10 protein-coding genes are annotated in these 22,385 nt (G+C 69.1%); 6 read left to right on the forward strand and 4 right to left on the reverse strand.

Annotated elements, in window-relative coordinates; translation table 11 throughout:
- The first annotated feature begins 180 nt into the window (after positions 1-180).
- The gene (locus ACGFIW_RS18905; RefSeq protein ID WP_393317041.1) at positions 181-3,057 is read left to right on the forward strand and encodes an ATP-binding protein; all 2,877 of its coding nucleotides are present in this window, start codon (positions 181-183) and stop codon (positions 3,055-3,057) included.
- Between the two features lie 56 nt (positions 3,058-3,113).
- Here the strand turns inward: ACGFIW_RS18905 and ACGFIW_RS18910 are convergent, their stop codons facing one another.
- Together ACGFIW_RS18910 and ACGFIW_RS18915 are read right to left on the reverse strand one after the other, a co-directional pair.
- On the reverse strand, positions 3,114-6,629 hold the full coding sequence (locus tag ACGFIW_RS18910; protein ID WP_393317044.1) for a phosphatidylinositol-specific phospholipase C domain-containing protein: 3,516 nt from the start codon (positions 6,627-6,629) through the stop codon (positions 3,114-3,116).
- Positions 6,630-6,902: 273 nt separating this feature from the next.
- Positions 6,903-7,472: a TetR/AcrR family transcriptional regulator C-terminal domain-containing protein gene (locus ACGFIW_RS18915; RefSeq protein WP_393317047.1), complete on the reverse strand. Its 570-nt coding sequence runs from the start codon at positions 7,470-7,472 to the stop codon at positions 6,903-6,905.
- A gap of 52 nt (positions 7,473-7,524) precedes the next feature.
- Between ACGFIW_RS18915 and ACGFIW_RS18920 the strand changes: the two genes are divergently transcribed.
- Positions 7,525-8,775 carry an FAD-dependent monooxygenase gene (locus tag ACGFIW_RS18920; RefSeq protein WP_393317049.1) on the forward strand — a complete coding sequence of 417 codons (1,251 nt, stop codon included), beginning with the start codon at positions 7,525-7,527 and terminating at the stop codon, positions 8,773-8,775.
- A gap of 85 nt (positions 8,776-8,860) precedes the next feature.
- Positions 8,861-11,002, forward strand: a complete 2,142-nt coding sequence (locus ACGFIW_RS18925) for an MMPL family transporter (protein WP_393317052.1) — start codon at positions 8,861-8,863, stop codon at positions 11,000-11,002.
- A 163-nt stretch (positions 11,003-11,165) separates the two neighbouring features.
- On the opposite strand, the gene ACGFIW_RS18930 is transcribed toward ACGFIW_RS18925, so the two are convergent.
- Both ACGFIW_RS18930 and ACGFIW_RS18935 read right to left on the reverse strand, forming a co-directional pair.
- Entirely contained in the window at positions 11,166-12,617 is a 1,452-nt protein-coding gene (locus ACGFIW_RS18930; RefSeq protein ID WP_393317055.1) for an ATP-binding protein, read from the reverse strand.
- Positions 12,614-13,306 carry a response regulator transcription factor gene (locus ACGFIW_RS18935; RefSeq protein ID WP_393317058.1) on the reverse strand — a complete coding sequence of 231 codons (693 nt, stop codon included), beginning with the start codon at positions 13,304-13,306 and terminating at the stop codon, positions 12,614-12,616. The genes ACGFIW_RS18930 and ACGFIW_RS18935 overlap by 4 nt, the downstream gene beginning before the upstream one ends.
- Before the next feature lie 708 nt (positions 13,307-14,014).
- Here ACGFIW_RS18935 and ACGFIW_RS18940 point away from each other — a divergent pair.
- The 3 genes from ACGFIW_RS18940 to ACGFIW_RS18950 all read left to right on the forward strand — a co-directional run bounded on the left by ACGFIW_RS18940 (position 14,015) and on the right by ACGFIW_RS18950 (position 22,246).
- The gene (locus ACGFIW_RS18940) at positions 14,015-15,484 is read left to right on the forward strand and encodes a family 43 glycosylhydrolase (RefSeq protein ID WP_393317060.1); all 1,470 of its coding nucleotides are present in this window, start codon (positions 14,015-14,017) and stop codon (positions 15,482-15,484) included.
- 1,034 nt (positions 15,485-16,518) lie between these two features.
- The gene (locus tag ACGFIW_RS18945; RefSeq protein ID WP_393317063.1) at positions 16,519-19,218 is read left to right on the forward strand and encodes an RICIN domain-containing protein; all 2,700 of its coding nucleotides are present in this window, start codon (positions 16,519-16,521) and stop codon (positions 19,216-19,218) included.
- Positions 19,219-19,354: 136 nt separating this feature from the next.
- Positions 19,355-22,246: a glycoside hydrolase N-terminal domain-containing protein gene (locus ACGFIW_RS18950; protein ID WP_393317066.1), complete on the forward strand. Its 2,892-nt coding sequence runs from the start codon at positions 19,355-19,357 to the stop codon at positions 22,244-22,246.
- The last annotated feature ends 139 nt before the right edge of the window (positions 22,247-22,385 follow it).

Consider the following 22,385-nt stretch of genomic DNA (forward strand, 5'->3'; position numbering starts at 1 on the left):
CGCCGGGCGGCGGCCGTTGCCCGGCGGGTTCGGAGTGAGTCGTCGTGCTGCGGTGGTCGCCGAAGTCGCGGTGCTGGTCCCGGCTGAACGGCGGAAATCGAATTCCGAGAATACCGGAGTGCGGGAGTGCGCAGCCGCGCATTCATTGCCTGCCGTCTATTTTGCTATACCTGAGGGGCCATGCTGACTTCCGTTGACCCTTCAGTGTTCCTGGTCGGACGCACGGCCGAGATCGCGGTACTACAGGACGCGGTGGACGAGCTGCGTCGCGGCATCGGCGCGACGGTGTGGGTCGAGGGCGAACCGGGGATCGGCAAGTCGTCGTTGATGGCGGCCGGTGCCCGGCTCGGCCGGGAGTCGGGCTGCCAGGTGGCGGAAGGCGTCGCCGACCAGCTGGCCCACCCGCCGCTCCTCGGCGTGCTGCGTGACTGCCTGGAGATCGGGCCGCGTGCGGCCGACCCCCGCCGCGCGCGGATCGCGGCGTTCCTCGGCGGCAGGCGTTCCGCCCTCGACCTCGCCGACGCCACCCACGCGGCCGCCGTGGAGATGGTCGTCGCACTGGTTGACGAGTTGTGCACCGACGGGCCGATGGTGCTGGTCGTCGACGACGTGCAGTGGGCCGACGACGCCTCCCTCGACGTATGCCGCCGCCTGACCTCGGTCGCCGCGCACCTGCCGTTGCTGCTGGTCCTGTCGTATCGCCCCGGCGCACACCGGTCGGCCGTACGGCGGCTGCGCGACGTGTCGCGCCGTCGGGACGTGGTCCGCATTCCGCTCGGCCCACTGTCCCCGGATGCGGTCCGCGACCTTCTCGCCGAACTGGTGGGCGCGCCACCCGGGGCGGGGTTCGTCCGGCTCGCTTCTCAGGCCGTTGGCAATCCGCTCTTCCTACGGGAGCTGGCCGAGTCACTGGTTCGGGAGGGCCTGGTGGACATCGGCGCGGAGGCCGAGGTGCGCGACTCGGGTCGAAGCGTTGTGCCGAGGTCGCTGGCCGCGGCGTTGGAGAGTCGGCTGAGTACCGTCCCGGATGGCACCGTCGAGCTGATGCGGGCGGCGGCGCTGCTTGGCGGCGAATTCACGGTCACCGAGCTCGCGGCGCTACTCGGCCGGCCGGCGATCGACTTCTCCGCCGACCTGGAGGAGGCGGTGGCGGCGGGAATCCTGGTCGAGGCCGGTGCGCGGATGCGGTTCCGGCACCCGTTGCTTCGGCAGGCCCTCTACGACGGTGTGCCGGCTGCGCTGCGGGCGGCCCTGCACCTGGACGCGGCACGTGCGCTGGAGGCCGCCAGCGTCGAGTCGCAGCGGGTGGCCCAGCACCTGCTGGCCTCGGGCGTGGTGGGACACCGCTGGGCACGACGCTGGCTGACCGACGCCGCACCGGTGCTGGCGGGCTGCGCGCCGCACCTCGCGGCCGAGCTGCTGCGTCGGGAGATCGACCACGATCCGGGCGACGAGGACGAGCAGAGTGCTCTCGGCATGAACCTGGCCCGGGCCCTCATCGCCAACGGGCAACACGAGGAAGCCGCGGCCCGCATTCGGCAGGCCCTCGGAGGTGTCGTCGACCCGGGCGACCGTGGCCGCCTGCACTGGATGCTCGCCCGCGCGCTGTTCAGCGGCGGGCACAACACCGCGGCGGTGGCCAACCTACGCCGCGCCCTCGCCGCAGGTGACGTGCCCGCCGCCTGGCGGGCACGACTGCTCGCCGCGCTGGCGATGTTCCAGCGCGCCGGCTGCGGTGACCTGGAGGTGGCGGACGCGACCGTCCGGGACGCGCTGCGCACCGCGGGAGCGGCCGGGGACGCGTTCGCGACGGCGTACGCACTGACCGGTCTCTGGGCCAGCCACTCGGTACGGCGGCGGCACCGGCTCGCCCTGGACAGCGCCGAGCTGGCGATCGAGACGTTGGGTACCGTCGCGGACCACGTCGACCTGAGGGCTTTCGTCCTGCACGGACGGATCTTCTCGTTACAGAATCTGAGCCGGTGGACGGACGCCGAAACGGCGCTGCACGATGCGCGCGAGTTTCTGCGTACGGCCAACCGCAGTGACGACACCACGTCCGGGGTGACCGCCGCGGTGTTGATGTTCTGGTTGGGCCGGTGGGACGACGCGCTGGCCGAACTGAACGCGGTCGCGCAGAACACCTCGGCGTCGACGTACCGTGGGCTGCGCGAAGGCGGCCCTGGATGGCTCTGGCACGGTGTCGCCGCGCTCATCGCCGGCCACCGCGGCGAGCGGTCCCGGGCCACCACACATATCCGGGCCGGATTCGACCGCCCGGTCGTGACCGTCGCCGACCGGGAGAACACCGATTTCCTGGTCGTGGCGCGGTCACTCGCCGCGGAACAGGACGGCGACCTGAGACTGGCGCTGGACCGGTTGAGTGGCCTTCTCGACCGCCGACCCGGTGAGATGACCCTGACGCACCAGTGGCTGCCCGGGTTCGTCCGGCTCGCCCTGGCCGTCGACGACCGGTCGGCGGCCGAGGCGGGGGTACGCACCTGTCTGGCCGAGGCGGCGGCGGAGCAGGTTCCGGCCCGGGCCGCCGCAGCCGCCGACCGGTGTCGCGGGCTGTACCTCGGCGACCCGACGTCGATAGGTTCGGCGGTGGCCCACTACCGGGCTTGCGGGGCGCCCGTGGAACTCGCCGGGACGCTGGAGGATCTCGCTGCCGTTCTCGCCCAGCGGGGTGACACCACGCAGGCGCGGGCCGCCCTCGACGAGGCCCTCGACCTGTACGGCGGTTTCGGCGCAAGCTGGGACATCCGCCGGGCCGCGGCACGGCTGCGCGGTCACGGGATACGGCGTGGTGTGCGGGGTGCTCGGACCAGACGGGCCCAGCACGGTTGGGACGCCCTGACCCCGACCGAAGAGAAGATCGCGATGCTGGTCGCCGCCGGCCGGTCGACACCGGACATCGCGCAGAGTCTGTTTCTCACCCGTCGCACGACCCAGACCCACATCTCGCGGGTCCTGACGAAGCTCGGCCTGCGCAGCCGGGTGGAGATCGCGGGTGCGGCGCTGCGCCAGGGCCCGGGCAGCGGCACCGACGGCTGACGGGCGGTGGGCCCGTCCGAGCCTGGCCGGCTCGGACGGGCCCCCTCACACCGGCGTTAGCCGGCCGGACCGATGAGCCGCCAGGGTTCCAGGTCCGAGTTGGCCCCGGTGCCGGGCACGTTGCCCTGGGTCCACCACTTGGCCTGCCAGACCTTTCCGGCGTACTTCACGGTGAGGTTCTCCACCGACTGGGTCGCCGGGTTGTAGACCTTGCTGGCGTCCCAGGCCGGTGCCGTACATCCGCCGGTCGCCGGGATCACCTTCGCGGCGCCCCGGTTGTGCTCCGGCGCCGAGGCGAACGTGGTGCCGCCCAGCTTGAGTGTGGTGTTCACCGGGCCGGTCGCCGGGATGTAGTAGATGATCGGCACCTCCAGGCTCTGCCCGGCAGGGATGATCTGGCAGTAGTCCAGGGCGAGGCTGACCCGGTGGAAGGTGCCGGAGAGCCCGGTACCGGCGTTCGGGCCGGTGTGCCCGGCCTGCACCTGCCATCGACCGCCCTGGGCGCCGGTCTGCCAGTTGCCGTCCTTGACCAGTGCGGGCGTGGAGGTCGGCAGGTCGAACGAGATGACGTTGTCCCTGCCGCCGCCGATGGTCACCCCGGTGTTGTTGCTGATCCGCACGGTCGGGGTCAGCGGCCACAGGCTCGCCGTGTCGGTCGGGTAGCGGACCAGGTCGACGGTCACATCGGCGGCCAGCGCCGGACGCTGCACCGAACTGCCGGTGCTGCGGTTGTCGCCGTACGCGGCTGCGCCCTGGAGCCGTTCGTGCAGCCGGTTGGTCAGGGTGTGGCCCATCACGCAGGGGTTGTCCCCGGTGGCCTCGGCCGGGCACTCGTAGTCACCGGAGAGCTCCCACATCATCACGCCACCCGCGCCCTTGCGGTTGACGTAGTCGACGACCTGGTCCAGGCCCTCGGTGTCCTGGATGGAGAGGTAGGTCTTCTTCTCCGGGTTCCACAACCAGGCCGTGCGGGTGGTGGCGTCCCAGTACCGGTCGTACGTGCCGGTGCGCCTGTCGCTCGGGTCGCTGTCCGGGTTGAGTCCGACCGCCTTGCTGTAGCGGGGGGTGAGGTCGCGTTCCAGGTTCTTGGCGTGCCACATCGGGTTGACCCCCGCGCCGACCTCCCGACCGTTGGCGTCCACGTCGTGCCAGATGTTGTCGATGCCGACCGCGCCGTCGCCGCACGGGCGGACCAGACCGGTGCCCGGCTGGCAGGTGCCGCCGACGGATTTGCCCCACATGCCGTTGCTGCCGCCGGTGACGTTGCGCCAGCCCCGGCTGTAGTACGGGATGCCGATGTTGATCCGCCCGGCCTGCATCGCGCCGCGCAGGTGGTGGAAGGCCCAGTCGGTGTTGAAGTAGCCGAGCTTCTGGTACTCCGGCGTGGAGTACAGGTCGCTCAGCTCCGGGTCCTTGCCGTCGTCGTGCAGGGCGGCGTTCGGGCCCACCACGTCGTTCCAGGAGCCGTGGTAGTCGTACGCCATCAGGTTTGTGTAGTCCTGGTAGCGCAGCGCCTTCTGGCTCTCCATCCCCCGGACCAGATAGCCGGAGGCCGACGTGGCGGAGGTGAGCAGGTAGTAACGGCCGTTGGTGGCGGACGCGCGGTCCAGCTTCTCGCGCAGCGTCTTCATCAGGGCCGTGTACGAGGTCGGCAGTCCCTTGCGGCGGGGGCGCGCATCGCTCCAGTCGTTCGGGTTGCCGGTGTCGTCCAGCACGGTCGGGTACTCGAAGTCGATGTCGACACCGTCGAAGCCGTACCGGCCGAGGAAGTCGACGACCGAGTCGGAGAAGGTGTTGATCCCGGCCTGGTTGGTCGTACCGTCGGCGTTGGTGGTCATGCCGTAGAAGCCGCGGCTCTCCGCCCAGCCACCGACCGAGATCAGCGTCTTCACCCGGGGGTGCAGGCGTTTGTAGGTGGTCAACAGGTTGAAATGCCCCCGGTACGGCAGGCTCTGGTCCATCTCGGTGCCGGGGACGGACCAGGTCATCCCGGTGGCCGGGTTGTTCGGGCTGTCCGCGCCGACCGAGATCCGGTTGTTCTCGACCCGGGCGAAGGCGTAGTTGATGTGGGTCAGCTTTGACCACGGCATGTTCTTGACCAGGTAGGAGGGCTTGCCGTCGGCGCCGGTGCGGCTGCCGTTGAAGTAGCCGATCACCCGACGGCTCCGGCCCTGCCCGAGCCACTCCCGGCCGTCGCCCTGGTAGGCCCGGCAGTAGGGGGTGCTGGTGCCGGCGGTCGGGATCATGCCGTCCGGGCGGCACTGCGCGTGGTCGGTCGGCACCACCGGACGGGTGCCGCCGTTGTCACCGCCGGGATGCTGCTCCATCGGGTCGCCGGCGCCGCCGTTGCGGCTGCCACCGGCCCGGCCGGCGGGATTGCGGGCGACGATCTCGTCGATCAGCTTTCCGCCCGGGAAGTCCATCATCACGATGCCGAGCCGGTCCATGGTCTCTCGTCCGCCGAAGTTGCCCGCCCGGTTCGGGAAGAACTCCGGGCACCTGTCGTTGCTGCCCCGCAGGCACTGGATGAGGAACTCGTTGACCCCGGTCGCCGTCGGGGTGCCGCCGGCGACCGTGTACGGATGGGCGAAGTCCCCCGTGCCGCTGCTGTAGTTCATGTACAACGCGCCCGGCTCGTGATCGTGTCGAGTCTGCTCGCCACGGTTGGCGTCCCACACCCCGTTGGTCTTGCGCAGGTGCGTCCGGACCCTCTCCCACTTGTCGTCGATGTCGCTGACCAGGGGGACGCTGTAGTCGTCCTGCACGTAGCCCTCGTAGGAGCCGCCAGCCGGGTAGAGCTGTCCGATGCCGTAGCCGCCGTAGATGCCGCCGGACGGCCCGCGGAACCCGAGCAGGACGATCTTTCCGCGTACGGCGCCGAGGGTCGGGGTCGTCGTCTGCGCGGCGCCGTCGACCGAGTCGGCCCAGAACAGGCTCCCCCAGGCCCTCCCCTGCCTCGTCTCCTCGCCGTTGCCGGTGTGGTACAGCCCGGTGAGGTACGAGTCGAAGACCTTCCGCCGCCACTCGGTGCTGTCGTAGCCCGACGCGTCGGCGCAACTCGTTCCGCTGCCCAGGCACTCGGCCTTGAGGTTCAGCAGCACCGTCTCGGTCGGGTTCGCCCGTAGGAAGGTTTCGATCTTCGTGAGCACGTCGGTGAAGTTGGCCCACTGGTAGTAGACGCCGTGGTGGACGGTAAACGTCAGCCCGGCATCCCCTTTGTCCACCCGGACCCGAATGTCGATCGACCGGACACCCGCGTCCAGTTGGGTGGCCAGAGTCTCGGCGCTGTACCCATGCTTCTCCTGGGTCTGCGTGAGACTCGTCGAGATGAACTCGCAGTCGCTGCCGTTCTGGCTCGCCGAGTGACCACACAGCGCGAGGGTGTCGTGGGTGCCGGGGATCGACAGGTCGGCCAGACTCGCGTCGTCCGACACCCGTGACATCCAGTCCCGGTTCGCCGCGGAGGCGGACTCGATGCTGCCGTAGTGGTCGTTGGCGAAAGCCGGCGTGGCCGGGCCGACGACGGCTGTCGCGGTCGCCGCGACCAGGGCCGTGGCGAGCAACGCGATCACCAGCCGCGGTTGTCGCGTACGCCGCGACCACCTGAGGTTCGACCTCTTCGCCGAACCCGGTGGCGCGGATGCTGAGTGTGTCGTCGACATGGCAGACCTCCGGCAGGCGTGATCGCGCATGCGACCACATCGATGGGACTGTCTGCAGTCTTGGACAGCACATCGCGTCGAGACATCTGTCAGATGACGACGGTGTACGCATGGTGAACCGCTCGACATCACCTCGGGCGTGCCCTTCGGTGTCACCGACCGGCAGGTCGGGTTCAGGGCCCCTTACCGGAGGAACTTGGCGATGCCGAACTCGAATCGCTGCTCGAAGGACGCGTTGACCAGGGCTGGCATCACGCGCTGGAGCGCGGGGCGTGGGCCGACGTCGAGTTCGGTGGTGGAGCGGTTGGACAACGCCTGCTCCTCCTGGGTGAGCCCGAGCGTGAAGTAGATGAGACTCCAGCAGGCCCAGGCGGCCTGCTGGTCGGGATGTCCGCCATCCAGCATCGCCGTGACCAAGGCTTCGGCGAAGTTCAAGGTGGCCGGTTCTGCCGCGTAGGTGCCGGTGACGACGGCCGCGCCGTCGCGGTGTGCCAGCAGGGCGGCCCGATAGCGACGGATCAGCTCGACGGCGCGCTCTTGCCAGTGCGCCGGCAGATCGTCGAGGGATGCTCCGGCGACGATCGCGTCGGCCATCAACTCCATGAGGCGTGCCTTGCTCTTGGCATGCCACAGGACGGTGTTCATTCGTACGCCCAGCCGCTCGGCGATCGTCCGCATCGAGACGGCGGCGGCTCCCCGTTCGTCGAGGACGTCGAGCGCGGCCCGCACGACATCCGCTTGACTCTTGGTCACTGACCCAGTCTACTGGACACCCACTTATTGGTCAGTGACCAAGGAGGTTTCCATGGAAGATGTCGTCATCGTGGGTGCTGGACCGACCGGCCTGTGGCTCGCCGCCGAGTTGCGCCTGGGCGGGGCCTCGGTCACCGTTCTGGAAGCTCGGCCGGAGCGTGACCCCCATTCGAAGGCACTGACGATCCATCCCCGCACGATCGAGATCTTCGACTGCCGCGGCGTCGCCGAGGCGTTCCTGGCGGAGGGCCTGCGCATCCCGAACGGCCACTTCGCCGGCCTTCCGGACCGACTGGACTTCGCGGTCCTGGACACCCCTTACCCGTTCACGCTGGCGCTGCTACAGGCGCGCACCGAGGAGCTGCTCGAAGCCCGCGCCGAGGCGCTCGGCGTGACCATCCGCAGGGACTGCGAGGTCGCCGGCATCAGCAGCGCCGGGGTCGAACTCGCCAACGGGAGCGAGGTCGAGGCACGGTACGTGGTCGGTTGCGACGGTGTCCACAGCACGGTCCGGACGAGCGCGGGAATCGAATTCCCCGGCACGGATGCCACCACGTGGGGATGGCTCGGCGACGTGGTGCTTGACGCCCCGCCCGAGCGCGGTATCGCGAGCACGGCAGGCGAGACCGGCAGTCTCATGATCGTCCCGCTGCCCGGCGGGATTCACCGGCTCGTCGGCGGGGATCCGGTCACCAACCAGCCGCGATGGCCCGGTGAACTCACCCTTGAGGAACTCCGGGCGACCGTCTGGAAGATCGCGGGCACCGATTTCGGGATGCGCGACCCGATCTGGCTGTCGCGATTCGGCGATGCGACCCGGCAGGCGACGACCTACCGCAGCGGAAACGTGCTGCTCGCCGGGGACGCCGCGCACATGCACTTCCCGACCGGCGGTGTCGGGATGAACGTCGGCCTCCAGGACGCGCACAACCTCGGCTGGAAACTGGCCGCGGTCGTCACCGGACGTGCCGACGAAACTCTGCTGGACACCTACCACGAGGAGCGGCACCCGGTCGGAGCTGATCTGCTGGAGCACACCCGGGCACAGACCGCGCTGATCACCGCCTACTCCCGCAACGGCCACGCCCTGCGAGCGGTGTTGAGCGGGCTGATCGCCACCGCGCCGGACCTGTCCCGCGAACTGGCCGAGCGACTGTCCGGCCTCAACGTCGCGTACCGGACCGGCAGGCGGGTTCCCAACCTGGCATTTCCCGACGGCAGCACGCTGTTCGAGCGTCTGCGCCCCGGAAAGCCTGTTCCCGTTGAAGCGGGAGTGGTCCGTCCGGACGGACACCTCGCCTGAGCGGCGCATTAACTGTCGTCTCAGATTCGCTCGGTACGAAGTCCGCATCAGACAAGCGATGCGACCCGTATGGAGGAAGCTAGTGATGGCAGTCAAGGCAGCGCCGCCCGGGGAAGCGCCGGCCGGTCGCTGGGCAGGCCGGTGGGTGCCATGGTTGGTGATCGGGTTGTGGGTGGCGCTGGCGGCGGTCATGGTGCCGTTGAGCGGGAAGTTGAGCTCGGTAACCACCGACAGAGCCGTGGACACCCTGCCGGCCAGCGCCGAGTCCACCAAGGTGGCGGTGCTGGAGGACAGCCTCCCCGGCGGTGAGGACAACACGTTCGTCTTCGTGTACCACCGCGCCGGCGGCATGACCGACGCCGACCGCGCGTCGGTCCAGCGCCACCACGACACCCTTGCCAGGCGGTACCCGTCGAAGGCGACGGCGGCGGGCGGCGAGGACGACGAGGGCCCACCGACGAGACTCTCCACCGACGGCACGGCGATGATGTTCACCCTCGACGTGAGCACGACCTACGGCGCACCGGAGACCATCGTCGGCCCGTTGCGTGCGGCTGCTAAGGACCGCCCCGCGGGCCTGGAACTCGACGTGACCGGGCCCGCCGCGGTCGACGGCGACATGGACGCCGTCTTCGACGGCATCGACCTTCAGGTCTTCCTCACCACCGTCGTCGTCGTCACGCTCCTGCTGATCCTCACCTACCGCAGCCCGGTGTTGTGGCTCGTCCCGCTCATGGCGGTGGGCGCGGCCGCACTGACCGCGATGGCGACCGTCTACCTGCTCGTCAGGGGCTTCGGCATCGTGATCAACGACCAGAACTCGGCGCTGCTGACGATCCTGGTATTCGGCGTCGGCACGGACTACGCGCTGTTGCTCATCGCCCGGTACCGGGAGACGCTGCACCACCACGAGAACGTCCGGGTCGCGATGGTCCACGCGCTACGGGGCGCGGCGCCGGCCATCGTCGCGTCCGCGGCCACCGTGATCGCTGGTCTGCTCTGTCTGCTCGTCGCCGACCTGAACAGCACCAGCGGGTTGGGCCCGATCGGCGCGGCCGGCATCCTGTGCGCGCTGGTGGCCATGCTGACGCTGTTCCCGGCGGTGCTCGTGGTGCTCGGCAGGCGGATCTTCTGGCCGGCCATCCCGCGGTTCGACACGGCCGTCCAGGAGAAGCCAGGGCTGTGGGGACGGCTCGGCACCGCCATCAGTCGCCGCCGGTGGGTGGCGACGCTCGGCTCGCTCGGAGTCCTCGGCGTGCTCGCCATGGGGCTGGCGGGCAACACCGGCGCCCTGCGGGAGCAGGACCAGTTCCTGTCCGCGCCGGAGTCGGTCACCGGCTTCACCGTCCTCCGCCAGCACTTCCCGGAGCTCGGCGGCCAGCCGATGACGATCTTCACGCGGCCGGCGCACCAGGAGCGGGTGCTCGACATCGTCCAGGGCACCAGCGGTGTGGCCCTGGCCGTCCCGGGGCAGACAAGCGGAGGCTGGGCCGACATCTCCGTGTTCCCGACCGACGCGCCGGACACCGCCGCGGAGTACGACACGATCAAGCGGGTGCGTACCGCCGTGCACGCGGTGAACGGGGCGGAGGCGATCGTCGGCGGGCCGAGCGCGGAGAACCTCGACACCGAGGTCACCACCACCCGCGACGAGAAGCTGGTGATCCCGCTGGTGCTCACCGTCGTCCTGATCGTCCTCGGGCTACTGCTGCGCGCGATCGTGGCCCCGCTGGTCCTGATGGCGACCGTGATCGTCTCGTTCGCCGCTGCCTTCGGCGGCAGCGTGTTCGTCTTCGACACGATCCTCGGGTTCAAGGGCGTCGACTATTCGGTGCCGCTGCTGGCGTTCCTGTTCCTGGTGGCGCTCGGCATCGACTACAACATCTTCCTGGCCAGCCGGGCCCGGGAGGAGACCGTGCGCCTCGGCACCAGAGAGGGCATGCTCAAAGCCCTCTCCGCCACCGGTGGCGTCATCACCTCCGCAGGGCTGGTCCTGGCGGCCACGTTCGCGGTCCTCGCCTCACTTCCGCTGGTGATGCTGATCGAGGTCGGGTTCCTGGTCGCCTTCGGCGTGCTGCTCGACGCCCTGCTGGTGCGGTCGGTCCTGGTGCCCGCCCTCACGCTGCTGATCGGCCGGCGGATGTGGTGGCCGAGCCGGTTGTCCCGACCGGTGGAGCTGCCGGACGAGCAACGGCCGCTCGTGGAGGGGCCCGCGCCGCAACGGTGAGCGCGGCGGCACAGTCGAGATCCGGGACGGGCAACAGCCCGTCCCGGATCTTCGTCATGGCCCGGCGGCCGTCACCGTGTCCGCCGCCCCTGTCCTGCGCCGCCCGCTGCGGCGGGTCCTGGCACCGCGGCCCGTGGCGGTCCCGGTTCCGTGCCGCAGCGGGTCAGCGCACCACTGTGTCCGCCCCCGCGGTGAGCCGCGTGATCCGGGCGGGCGGGGCGGCGGCCGGAAGGATGATCCGCAGCAGCGCGCCACCGCGTGCGGACCGGGCGACGATGACCCGGCCGGCATGGGCGTCGACGACCCGCTGCACGATCGACAGCCCCAGACCTGATCCCGGCAGCGCCCGGGCGCTGTCGGCACGATAGAACCGGTCGAACACCCGCGGTACGTCGGCGGCGTCGATGCCCGGCCCGGCGTCGTCGACCTCAAGGACCGCCGACGCGCCCTCGGCGCGGAGCCGGACCTGGACCGGCTGGTCAGCGGGGGACCACTTGCCGGCGTTGTCGATGAGGTTGAGCACCGCCCGCTGGAGCGCGGCGGGACGCCCGCTCACCCACACGGAGGTCACGTCGAGCGCGACCTCGATGTCGGGCACGCGGGAACGCGCCCGGGTCGCGGCGGCCACCACCACGTCGGCGAGATCGAGCAGCTTGGTGCTCTCGTCGCTGACGTCGCCGCGCGCCAGGTCGGTCAGCTCGGCGGCGAGGGTGCTCAACTCGGCCACCTGGGCACCGAGATCGTTGAGCAGCCGGGTCCGGCTCTCCGCCGGCAGTGCGCTGTCCAGGGTGCCGCGCCGATCGAGCCGGATCAGCAGCTCAACGTTGAGGCGCAGGCTGGTGAGCGGAGTCTTGAGTTCGTGGGCGGCGTCCTCGGCGAGCAGCCGCTGGGCCCGCCGGGAGTCCCGGAGCGCGGCGAGCATGTCGTTGATCGACCGGATGAGCCGCCGGATCTCGCCGCCGCCCTCGTCCGGGATGTCGGCGTCGAGGTCCCGGGTCTGCGCGACACGAACCGCGGCGGCAGTCAGCCGGTCGATCGGTGCCAGCCCGGTCCGCGCCACGGTCCGCCCGACAAGGGCACCCCCGACCACGCAGAGCAGTCCGATCAGCAACATGCCCAACCCGAACTGGTTGATCGGGCTGTCGTCGCTGTTGCGGGCCACCTGGACCGCGCCGTCGCCCGCCCGCAGCGTGTAGATGAGGTAGCCGTCCTCGTCGCTGTCGTTCGACTCCATCAGGTCGGTCGACGCGCCCTGCGCCACCCGCGCGGCGTGCCCGCTGACGGGGGGCAGCGTGGGTTGACCGGCCGGCGTCCGGGTCGAACCGTCGGGCAGGATGACCCGCACCAGCCGACCGGATCCGGGATACGGCGGTAGCTGGACCTGCGCCAGACCGGTCTGCTCCACTGTCGTCGCCAGGACGCGGGAGTCCGCGCGTAGCTGATTCTCGGCGTTGTCCCGCAGCTCCGAGTCCAGCAGCTCGCTGGCCACCTGGAAGGCCACGAACACGCTGACCGCGATGGCCGTCGCCGCGATCACCGTCAGTCTGGTCCGCAGGGACCGCCGACGCCACCATCGGATCAGCCGGCGCGGTTCCCGGCCGGCGGGCCTGCTCACGGAGGAGTCTCCCGCAGCGTGTACCCCAGGCCGCGCAGCGTGTAGATCAACCGCGGCTCACCGTCGGCCTCCATCTTGCGGCGCAGATAGCTCACGTACACCTGAAGGTTGTTGGCGGTGGCGCTCATGTCGAAGCCCCAGATCGCCTCGAACAGCGCGTCGCGGGTCAACACCCGGGTCGCGTTGCGCAGGAGGACCTCCAAGAGGGAGAACTCGGTCCGGGTGAGACGCAGCGGCCGCCCACCCCGCCACGCCTCGAACCTGTCGGGATCGAGCCGGACGTCGGCGAACGACAGGATCTGCGACTCGTCGTCGCCCGGCGCGCGGCGGCGCAGCAGAGCCCGGACCCGGGCCAGCAACTCCTCGGTGGCGAACGGCTTGGGCAGGTAGTCGTCGGCGCCCGCGTCCAGCCCCGCGACCCGGTCGCAGACCTGATCCCGGGCGGTCAGCATCAGCACCGGTAGATCCCGACCCGCCGCCCGCAACCGCCGGCAGGTCTCCAACCCGCCGAGGCGGGGCATCATCACGTCGAGGATCAGCAGATCCAGCGTGTCACCGCCGGCCCCACCGACCCCGTCGAGCACGGCGAGACCGTTGGCGACGGTGCTGGTGTCGTAACCCTCGACCTGGAGAACCCGCTCCAGCGACTCACGGATGGCCGCCTCGTCATCCGCGATCATGATCCGCACGCCGACGCTCCCCCTTCCAGTCGATGCTTTGCCGCTCATGGTCCCCGATCAACCTGAGGCCACGATTAGAGGTCTGGGCGCACGGTGGACCGCAGCATGATCGGGTGCACCGTTCTCGGCATGAACGAGCGTGCGTCCCGGGGTGATGACCAGAACCGTCGAAGGCCGATGCCTTCGGGTGCGCCGAAGAGAACTCCTCGCTGCCACATCGGCTGATCTCGATCAAGGCCGACAACCTGCGGGCCGTGTTGCCGCCGGCGTCCTGGACGGTCGTGCGGGTGTCCGTGCAGCCGACACACTCAGCGCATGTCGGCATGACTGAGACTTCCCTCGCCCGCCAGGTCGATGGAATGACCACCCTCTCGGGGCTCGTACCGATGGCAGCGAAAACGTATCGCACCGTTGATGACCGGCAACGCTCATCGGTTGCCAGGCGGTGCCGCGCCGGACATTGACACCCATTTTGAATTCGCTTTCATCGATTCAGTCGAAGTCTTGACATCGATCTGCGGGAGCGCAAACATTGCATCGCACCACTGATGCAATGCCACTGCCGCGTCGTGCGGTCGGGTCCGCGCCGCGTCCAAACCGCCGCTCCGCCGTCCCGGAAGGGCACGTCGGCAAACGGTCGTGGCATCAGTCGACGTCGATCGTTGTCACCACGGGCCGGGCGTCCGGGGCAGTCCAGAACACAGAAGGAGTTCTGCGATGGCGAGTGTGGATCAGGTGTCGTTTATGGGTGTGCGGCGGCGTGGCTGGCGGGTGGGGCTGGCTGCGGGTGCGGCGGTGGTGGTGGCAGGCGCGGGGGTGGTGGTCGGGGTGCCGTCGGCGTCGGCGGCGACGGTGGACACGTCGGCGTCGTACGTGTTCGTCAACAGGAACAGCGGCAAGGCGATGGATCTGTATGACTGGTCGACGGCGGAGAACGCGCCGGTGAACCAGTGGACGCGTAATGATCTTGCGGTGCAGCAGTGGCAGTTCGTTGACGCTGGCGGTGGGTTTTACAAGGTGCGGTCGCGGCACAGTGGGAAGGTGCTGGAGTTGCCGAGCGCGGCTGACGGGACCCAGTTGGTGCAGACCAGTGACCGGGGGGCGTTCACGCAGCAGTTCCGGTTGCAGGATTCCGCGAGTGGCTTCGTGCGGTTTGTGAATCGGCAGTCGAGCAAGGTCATTGATGTGTGGGAGTGGTCGACGGCTGACGGTGGTCGGTTGGCCGGTTATTCCGACATGGATGGGGCCAACCAGCAGTGGCAGTTGGTACGCCTGGGCGGTGGCACACCCACCACCCCGCCACCGCCGTCCTACCCGCAACCGGCCAGAGTTTCCGGAGACGTCGGTGTCCACGACCCGACCGTGGTCAAGCGGCCCGACGGCACCTATCTCGTCGCGCACACCGGCAACAACATCGCGCTGAAGACCTCGACCGACCGGGTCACCTACCGCAACGCCGGCGCTGTCTTCCCCGGCGGCGCGCCCTGGACCACCACGTACACCGCTGGTGCGCTCAACCTGTGGGCGCCGGACCTGTCTTACCGCAACGGCCGTTACTACCTGTACTACTCCGCATCCACCTTCGGATCCAATCGCTCGGCGATCTTCCTGGCCACCAGCACCACCGGCGCGTCCGGAAGCTGGACCAACCACGGCCTGGTCATCGAGTCGCGGACGTCGGACAACTTCAACGCGATCGACCCGAACCTCACGGTCGACGACCAGGGCCGTTGGTGGCTGAACTTCGGCTCGTTCTGGTCCGGGATCAAGACGATCCAGCTCGACCCGGCTACCGGACGTCGACTCGGCACCTCGATGCAGAGTCTCGCCGCCTATGGCCCCGGCATCGAGGCGCCAGTCGTGGTCAAGCGGAGTGCCTGGTACTACCTGTACGTCTCGTTCGACCGCTGCTGTCAGGGTGCCAGCAGCACGTACCGCGTCATGGTGGGCCGGTCGGCGAGCCCGACCGGACCGTTCGTCGACCGCAATGGTCGGGACCTGCTCTCCGGCGGTGGCACCCAGGTCCTCGCCTCGCACGGCAGCATCCACGGCCCTGGCCACCAGGCGTTCCTCGCAGACACCGACGGCGACTACCTGTTCTACCACTACTACGCCGACAACGGCGCATCGCTGCTCGGCATCAACCGCATCGGTTACGACGCCGCTGCCTGGCCCTACCTGTACTGACTCGGCCGATTCCGGTGGACGGGCGCGCCGATGTGCTCAGCCTGGCGGGCCGAACTGAGATCATGCTGTGCATGCGGGACGTGAACCTTGTAGGGCTTTGGGACAGCGGCCCGTATGACTACGGAGCAATGGAGTCCGGCTGGGTCTGCCTGAGGGACGACGGCACTGGCTGGACCGCACAGGCTTTGCGGTCAGCATCGACACGCCACCCGTCGGCGGATCGCCGGTCACGACGTTGCACCTGGAGAAGAACGTCGAGTCCTCTCGCCGTTTCGCGCTCCTGGCCCGGGCCGCGCCCATTGTCCCCCTCGGCACTGACTAATCAGATGAAGCGGAACTAAGGACCGCTGTCGTGCAACCAGCGACGATGCTGTCCGACACCTGCTCACAGGGCATCAATGGCTGCCATGGTTGCTCGCTACTCGACGACGTTTCACGGTGTCTCGTGCCCCCTGCGTCGCCGCCGACCACTTACCCTCGCCGTCGAGCAAGCCGACCGCAAGGGCAGCGTGCTGCTTGTCAGCATGCCTCAGGACCACCCGAGCAACTGGCTCGGTGACCTGTTGGTCCCTGCACTTCCGTCGACGGTCGCGGCAGTCATCCGTAAGGCTCCAGCTGAGGGATGGCGACCCAATCTGCCAGCGGCGGCCTTCCACCCCGACGTATCGCCAACGCCAGGGACTCCTTGACCCCAGGAACCAACCACGCGCCGCTGGCTCATGCGGCCTGGTCACCAACGCGACAGGTCTAGATCCCAGCTCCACACCGGACTACCGGGACAACGGATTATTCGTCCTACCTTTGCAGCGGCTTTTGTGCGGATTGGTGGGATTCAGACTTCCGGCACAAGATAGATGAGTTCAAATCCTTGACTCAGCGCTCGTGTTGCCGGTTAATCACATCTACATGTCGGCTGTGTTTACCCTCCCGAGTGGCCGGCAACGTTGGCGGATTGTCGAATCGATTCGACTACCTTCGGCGACGATTCTTGACTCGGAGTCGTCAGGCTGGCGGATGAATTGCAGGAGGTTACCGTGCATCGTACGAACGTCCGCTGGGGCGGTCGATTGTCGGCGTCGGCCAGAGGGCTGGCCGCGACAGTGGCGCTCGCCCTGCCCCTGACGCTGGGTGGTCTGACCCTGGCGACCCCCGGATCGGCCCTGGGCGCGCCGGTCGCGACGCAGGGTGTCGCGGCCGCCGGACTTGACGGTGTGGCGGCCGGCAACGCCGCGATCACCTCGGTCGACCTGAGCGGGACGTGGAACTTCACGCCCGCGGGTCGGGCGGCGACCACGATCACGGTGCCCGGTGGCGGCTGGTACAAGCAGGGCTTCACCACCGTGAACGAGGCGGTGTACTCGCGCAGCATCACCGTGCCGGACTCGGGGCAGCCGCAGTCGACCTGGATCGAGTTCGGCGCCGTCAACCACCAGGCGACACTGTCCGTCGACGGCCGGGTGGTCGCCACCCAGACGACCGCGTTCACCCCGTCGAACTTCGACATCAGCGCATACGCGGCACCCGGCACCACCCACACGATCAGTGTGCAGGTGAAGGGCCGTGGCGCGTTGAGGTCGTCCGACGGCAAGTACCTGGTCCCCATCGCGGCCGACTGGTCCGAGGCGGTACCGCAGGGCATCTACCGGTCCGCGTCCCTGCGGGTGTACCCGGCGGTGTACGTCAGCGACGCGTTCGTCCGTACCTCGGTGGCGAACCGCACCCTCAGCTACGACGTGTCGGTGACCAACTCCTCGTCCTCCACCAGAACGGTCACCCTGGGCGGGTCGCTCACGTCCGACGGCGCGGGCTCGTTCAGCTACCCGCAGTTGCCGCAGCAGACCGTGACGGTGGCGGCCCGTTCGACGGCGAAGGTCACTGTCGGCCCCGTGGCGTGGGACCTCGGCGCCACCTCGTACTGGTGGCCCAATGTGCCGTACCGGTCCGGGTACCGGGCCCAACTGCACCGCCTGGCGATCCACGCCACCACTGACGACGGCCGCACCAGTGACGCCTCGTACCGCTTCGGGTTCCGGGAAAGCACGCAGAACGGCGAGTACTACTACCTCAACGGCGTGCGGGTGAACTTCCGTGGCGACAGCCTGCAGGGCGCCGACTACGACCGGATCAACAACGGCGGGAAGGGCGACGCGTACGACACCCTGCCCGGCTTCCTGCCGCCGTCGTCCGGCAACGGCGGCTGGCCCGCGGCGGTGGACAACTACCAGCGTCTCAACTACAACGTGGTACGCATGCACATGGAACCGGCCAGCCCGTACATGCTCGACGTGGCCGACGAGATGGGCCTGATGGTCATCGACGAGACCGCCATCCGCAGTGGTTCCCAGGACTTCGTGTCCGGACGCACCAACATGGTGGCCCACGCTCGTGCGCTGACCCTGCGCGACCGCAACCATCCGGCGATCATCCGCTGGAGCCAGATCAACGAGCCCAGTTCCAACAGCAACGACTCGCAGCAGTTCCAACAGGACCTGTACGCGGCGATGAACGGCAACGACGGCACCCGGCCGATCAGCATCGACGCCGGCATCGGCGCGGACTCGCCCAGCCGGTACCCGGCCATGACCTACCCCAACTTCGCCATCTTCGCGCACTACCTGGACGGCGTCGGCCGCTACGGCGAGGCCCTGAATCGCCATACCGGGCGTCCCGACGGTGAAGGCGAGTACATCTGGCCGGCCTGCAGCACCAAGCAGGGCTTCACGTGGTTCGCCACCGCGACTGCCGCCAAGCGCGGCAAGGACGCCAGCGACCTGCGTCCATACACGCTGCTGTCCGCCTGGGCCAGCGTGGTGCCGGGCGTGCGAACCACCGACTTCACCACGGAGGAGAACACTCGCCCGGTGTACGGCGCGGACAATCTGCCCGACCCGTGGAGCAACGCACAGATCCAGCGCGTGCAGGCGGCGTTCAACCCGGTAGCCGCGATCGACCTCCCCTACTGGTCCGCCTCCGGCAACTCGGACTCGAACGGCAACTTCCCGCTGGCGCAGGCGGTGCCCAGCTACGCCCGCAACGCCACGATCACCCGCAACATCACCGTGTTCAACGACGACCTCACCAACACCTCGGTGAACTTCACCTGGACCGCCCGACTCGACAGCCCAACCGGCGCGGTCGTCGCGTCCGGCAACAACACCCTGACCATCCCACTCGGCTCACGGGTCACCCAACCGGTGTCCTTCACCGCCCCCGCCACCGGCAGCCGCGTGTACCTCCAACTCTCGACCGCCAAGTCCGGCAGCACCGTCTTCACCGACTCGATCGAATACCTCAACCTCGGCGGAAGCGGCGGAACCGGGCCCGCAGCAGGCACCTACCGCATCGTCAACCGCAACAGCGGCAAGCCCCTCGCCATCGCCGGCAACTCCACCGCCGACGGCGCCAAAGCGATCCAGCAGAGCGGCACCCCCACCTGGACGATCAGCACCACCCAGGACACCTACACCCTGCGCTACACCGCCTCCGGAAAGATGCTCGACGTCAACGCCGGCAGCACCACACAGGGCCTGCAACTACAGCAGTGGTCAGCCAACGGCGGCGCCAACCAGTCGTGGTACCTGCGGCCCACCGGCGACGGCTACTACACCATCGTCAGCCAGGCCAGCGGACTCGCGGCCGACGTCTACGCCGCCTCGACCAGCGACGGCGCGCAGGTCGTGCAGTGGACCGCCAACAGCGGGACCAACCAACAGTGGCAGTTCGTGCGCGTCTGACCAGCGCCAGAGATGGTCGACAAAGTCCGACCGCCGGTGGCCGCCTGGCGATCGTTGTGAGGTCTACTCGGGCGCGGGGGTTCCCGCGCCCGAGTAGACCACAACCCTTCAGCCTCGATGTCGAGAGGAACTCCTGATGTCAGACCTGCCCATGAGTCGTAGGCGCCTACTCGTCACCACCGCGCTGACCGCCGGATCGGCGGCCCTGATCCCGGCCGTGGGCGCCGGACGGGCCGCCGCCGTTGCGCCTCAGGTCGCGCTGCCCGAGCGCGGGATCTACGACGCGACCCCGGCGACGACCTGGACGGACGGGTTCCTCACCGGCAACGGCGAGTACGGCGCCGTCCTGTACGGAACGCCGACGCTCGAGAAGGTGATCTTCAATCACCACCGTTTCGTGCTGCCCAACGGCAGCCGGGGCGTGACCCCGCCAGTGATCTCCGGGCGGCTGGCCGGCGTGCGAGACAAGGCGCTGGCCGGGAACTACGCCGGAGCCAACTCGGACTTCGCGGCCGGCTGGAGCCTGCGCTGGACCCAGACCTACCACCCCGGCTTCGAGTTGCAGATCAGCACGCCAGGCATGACCACCGCCAACGGGTACGCCCGCAGCACCGACTTCCGGACCGGGGAGGTCACCTCCACCTGGACCGACAGCTACGGCACCTGGACTCGCCGCGCCTTCGCCTCCCGGGCCGACAACGTCGTCGTACACGAACTGACCCCGGCATCCGGCCGAACGATCGACGCGACGCTGAGCGTCAACACCTCCCTCGCGGGCGTCCCCGGCTCGGTCCGTTTCACCACCCTGGCCAGCGTCGTCGACGGCTCCGGCTACCTGAACCTGCGCGGCACCTACCCGTCCGGGCAGGGCGCGTTCGGCTTCGAGGGCGTCACCCGGGTCGTCGCCACCGGTGGCACGGTAGCCGCGAACGGGTCGAGCATCGTCGTCACCGCGGCAACCAGGCTCGTCCTGCTGACCAAACTCGACAGGTACGAGTCCTCGACGGCCTGGGACAGCAAGCCGTTGCACGCGGCGCTGGCCGCGGTTCGCGCCGACTATGCCGAGCTGCGGACCCGGCACGTCACCCTGCACTCGGCGATGTTCGATCGCTCCCGCCTGGACCTGAACGTCTCCGCCGCCGACCGGCAGCTGTCGACCACCGCGCTGATCGCCCGGCAGAACGCCAACCGCAACACCATCGATCTGGCCCTACTGGAACGGCTCTACGACAGCGGCCGTTACCTGTTCATCAGCTCCAGCGGCGTACTGCCGCCGCGGTTGACCGGAATCTGGGCCGGCACCTGGAATGGCGCCTGGGCCGACGACTTCACCACCGATGCCAACATCAACCTACAGGTCGCCGGCGGCAACATTCTCGACCTCACCGATGCCATGCAGGGCTACTTCAACCTGATCCTCGGCCAGCTCGCGCACTGGCGCACCAACGCTCGCAACCTGTACGGCGCCCGCGGCTTCCTGGCCCCGTCGCGCACCGACGGCGAGTACGGGTACATGCTGCACTTCGACCCCGGCTTCCCCGGCCAGTGCTGGACCGGTGGCGCGGACTGGTTGCTCTACCCGTTGCTGGAGTATTACCAGGTCACCGGGGACCGGACGTTCCTGGCTGAGAAGCTGGGACCGGCGCTGATGGAGCTGGCGCTGTTCTACGAGGACTTCCTGACCCGCACCGACTCGGCCGGCCGTGTGGTGTTCGTGCCGTCGTTCTCGATGGAGAACTCGCCGGCCAGCACGAACGTCCTGCTGGCGATCAACGCCACCGGCGACATCCAGGCCGGCAGGCACGCCCTGCGGGCGGCCGTCGAGGCTGCCAACGCGCTCGGTGTCGAACAGGGCGCCGGCCAGGGCGTCGCACGCTGGACGGCCCTGCTGGCGAAGCTCCCGCCCTACACCATCAACGGCAGCGGTGCCCTCGCCGAGTGGTCCTGGCCGGGGCTCACGGATCGCTACAACCATCGGCACGTCCATCACCTGTACGGCGCGTGGCCCCTGCACGAGATCAATCCCGAGGAGGCTCCCGGGCTGGTCACCGCCGCGCTCAGGGCCCTGGCGCTGCGCGGTGACGAGAACACCTCGGCCCACGGCAGCCTGCATCGAGCCCTCGCCTCCGCCCGGCTCAAGGACGGTGCCGGCGTCTACAGCAACCTCCGGAAGATCATCGGCAACAACATGATCTTCCGGTCGCTGATGACGGCGCACAACCCGAATCTGGAGACCTACAACGCCGATGCGGCCAACACACTGCCGGCCGTGCTCAGCGAAGCGCTCGTGTACACCAGGCCCGGCATCATCGAGCTGCTGCCCGCCGTGCCCGGCCAGCTCGCCAGGGGCACCATCACCGGGGTCCGCGGACGCAACCAGGTCCGCATTCACAGCCTCACCTGGGATCTGCCTGGCCGCTCGGTAACCGTGGTACTCACCTCGACGATCACCCAGGCGATCACCCTCCTCAGCCGGCGCGGGATGGCATCCATCACCACGTCCGCGACGGTCACCCCCTCGCCGCTCGGCCCGCATGCCCGGGTGATCTCGTTGACGGCAGGGCAACAGGTACAGGTCGTCGTAGGTCTACCCGCCGCTTCGACCGGCGGCGTCGTTCGACTTGTCAACCGGCGCAGCGCAAAGGTCCTGGACGTCAACGGCGGCTCCACCACGGACGGGGCAACCGTCATCCAGTGGCCGTGGACCGGCGCGACCAACCAGCAGTGGCGGCTGCTACCCAACAGCGATGGCTCATTCCGGCTGTCCGGTGTCAAGAGCGGGAAGGTCCTGGACAGTCCAGGTGGCTCGGGCCAGGGCGCGGCACTCGTGCAATGGGCCGACAACGGCGGACGTAACCAGTGGTGGAATCTCGTACCGGCGACGACCAGCGGGTACCACCGGCTCGTCAACGTGAGCAACGGCTGGTGTGTCGGGGTCGAAGGCGGCTCCACGGCGGACGGCGCCAGGGTGGTCCAGCAACCGGTCAGCGGCGAGATCAGCCAGGAATGGCAGATCCTTGATGCCTGAGACAGGAGGTCAGAGGCACCGGTCGCAGCGGCTCCGGGCGACGGGCCGCCAGACGTCCGGCTAACGCCCGCCAGACGTCGACCTCGTCGACGGCCATCAGTGCCTGTGCCACGCCAAGCGCCGCCACGCCGGTCGGCGG

Source organism: Micromonospora sp. NPDC048935 (assembly GCF_043197875.1).
In the GTDB taxonomy this organism is placed as follows: domain Bacteria; phylum Actinomycetota; class Actinomycetes; order Mycobacteriales; family Micromonosporaceae; genus Micromonospora.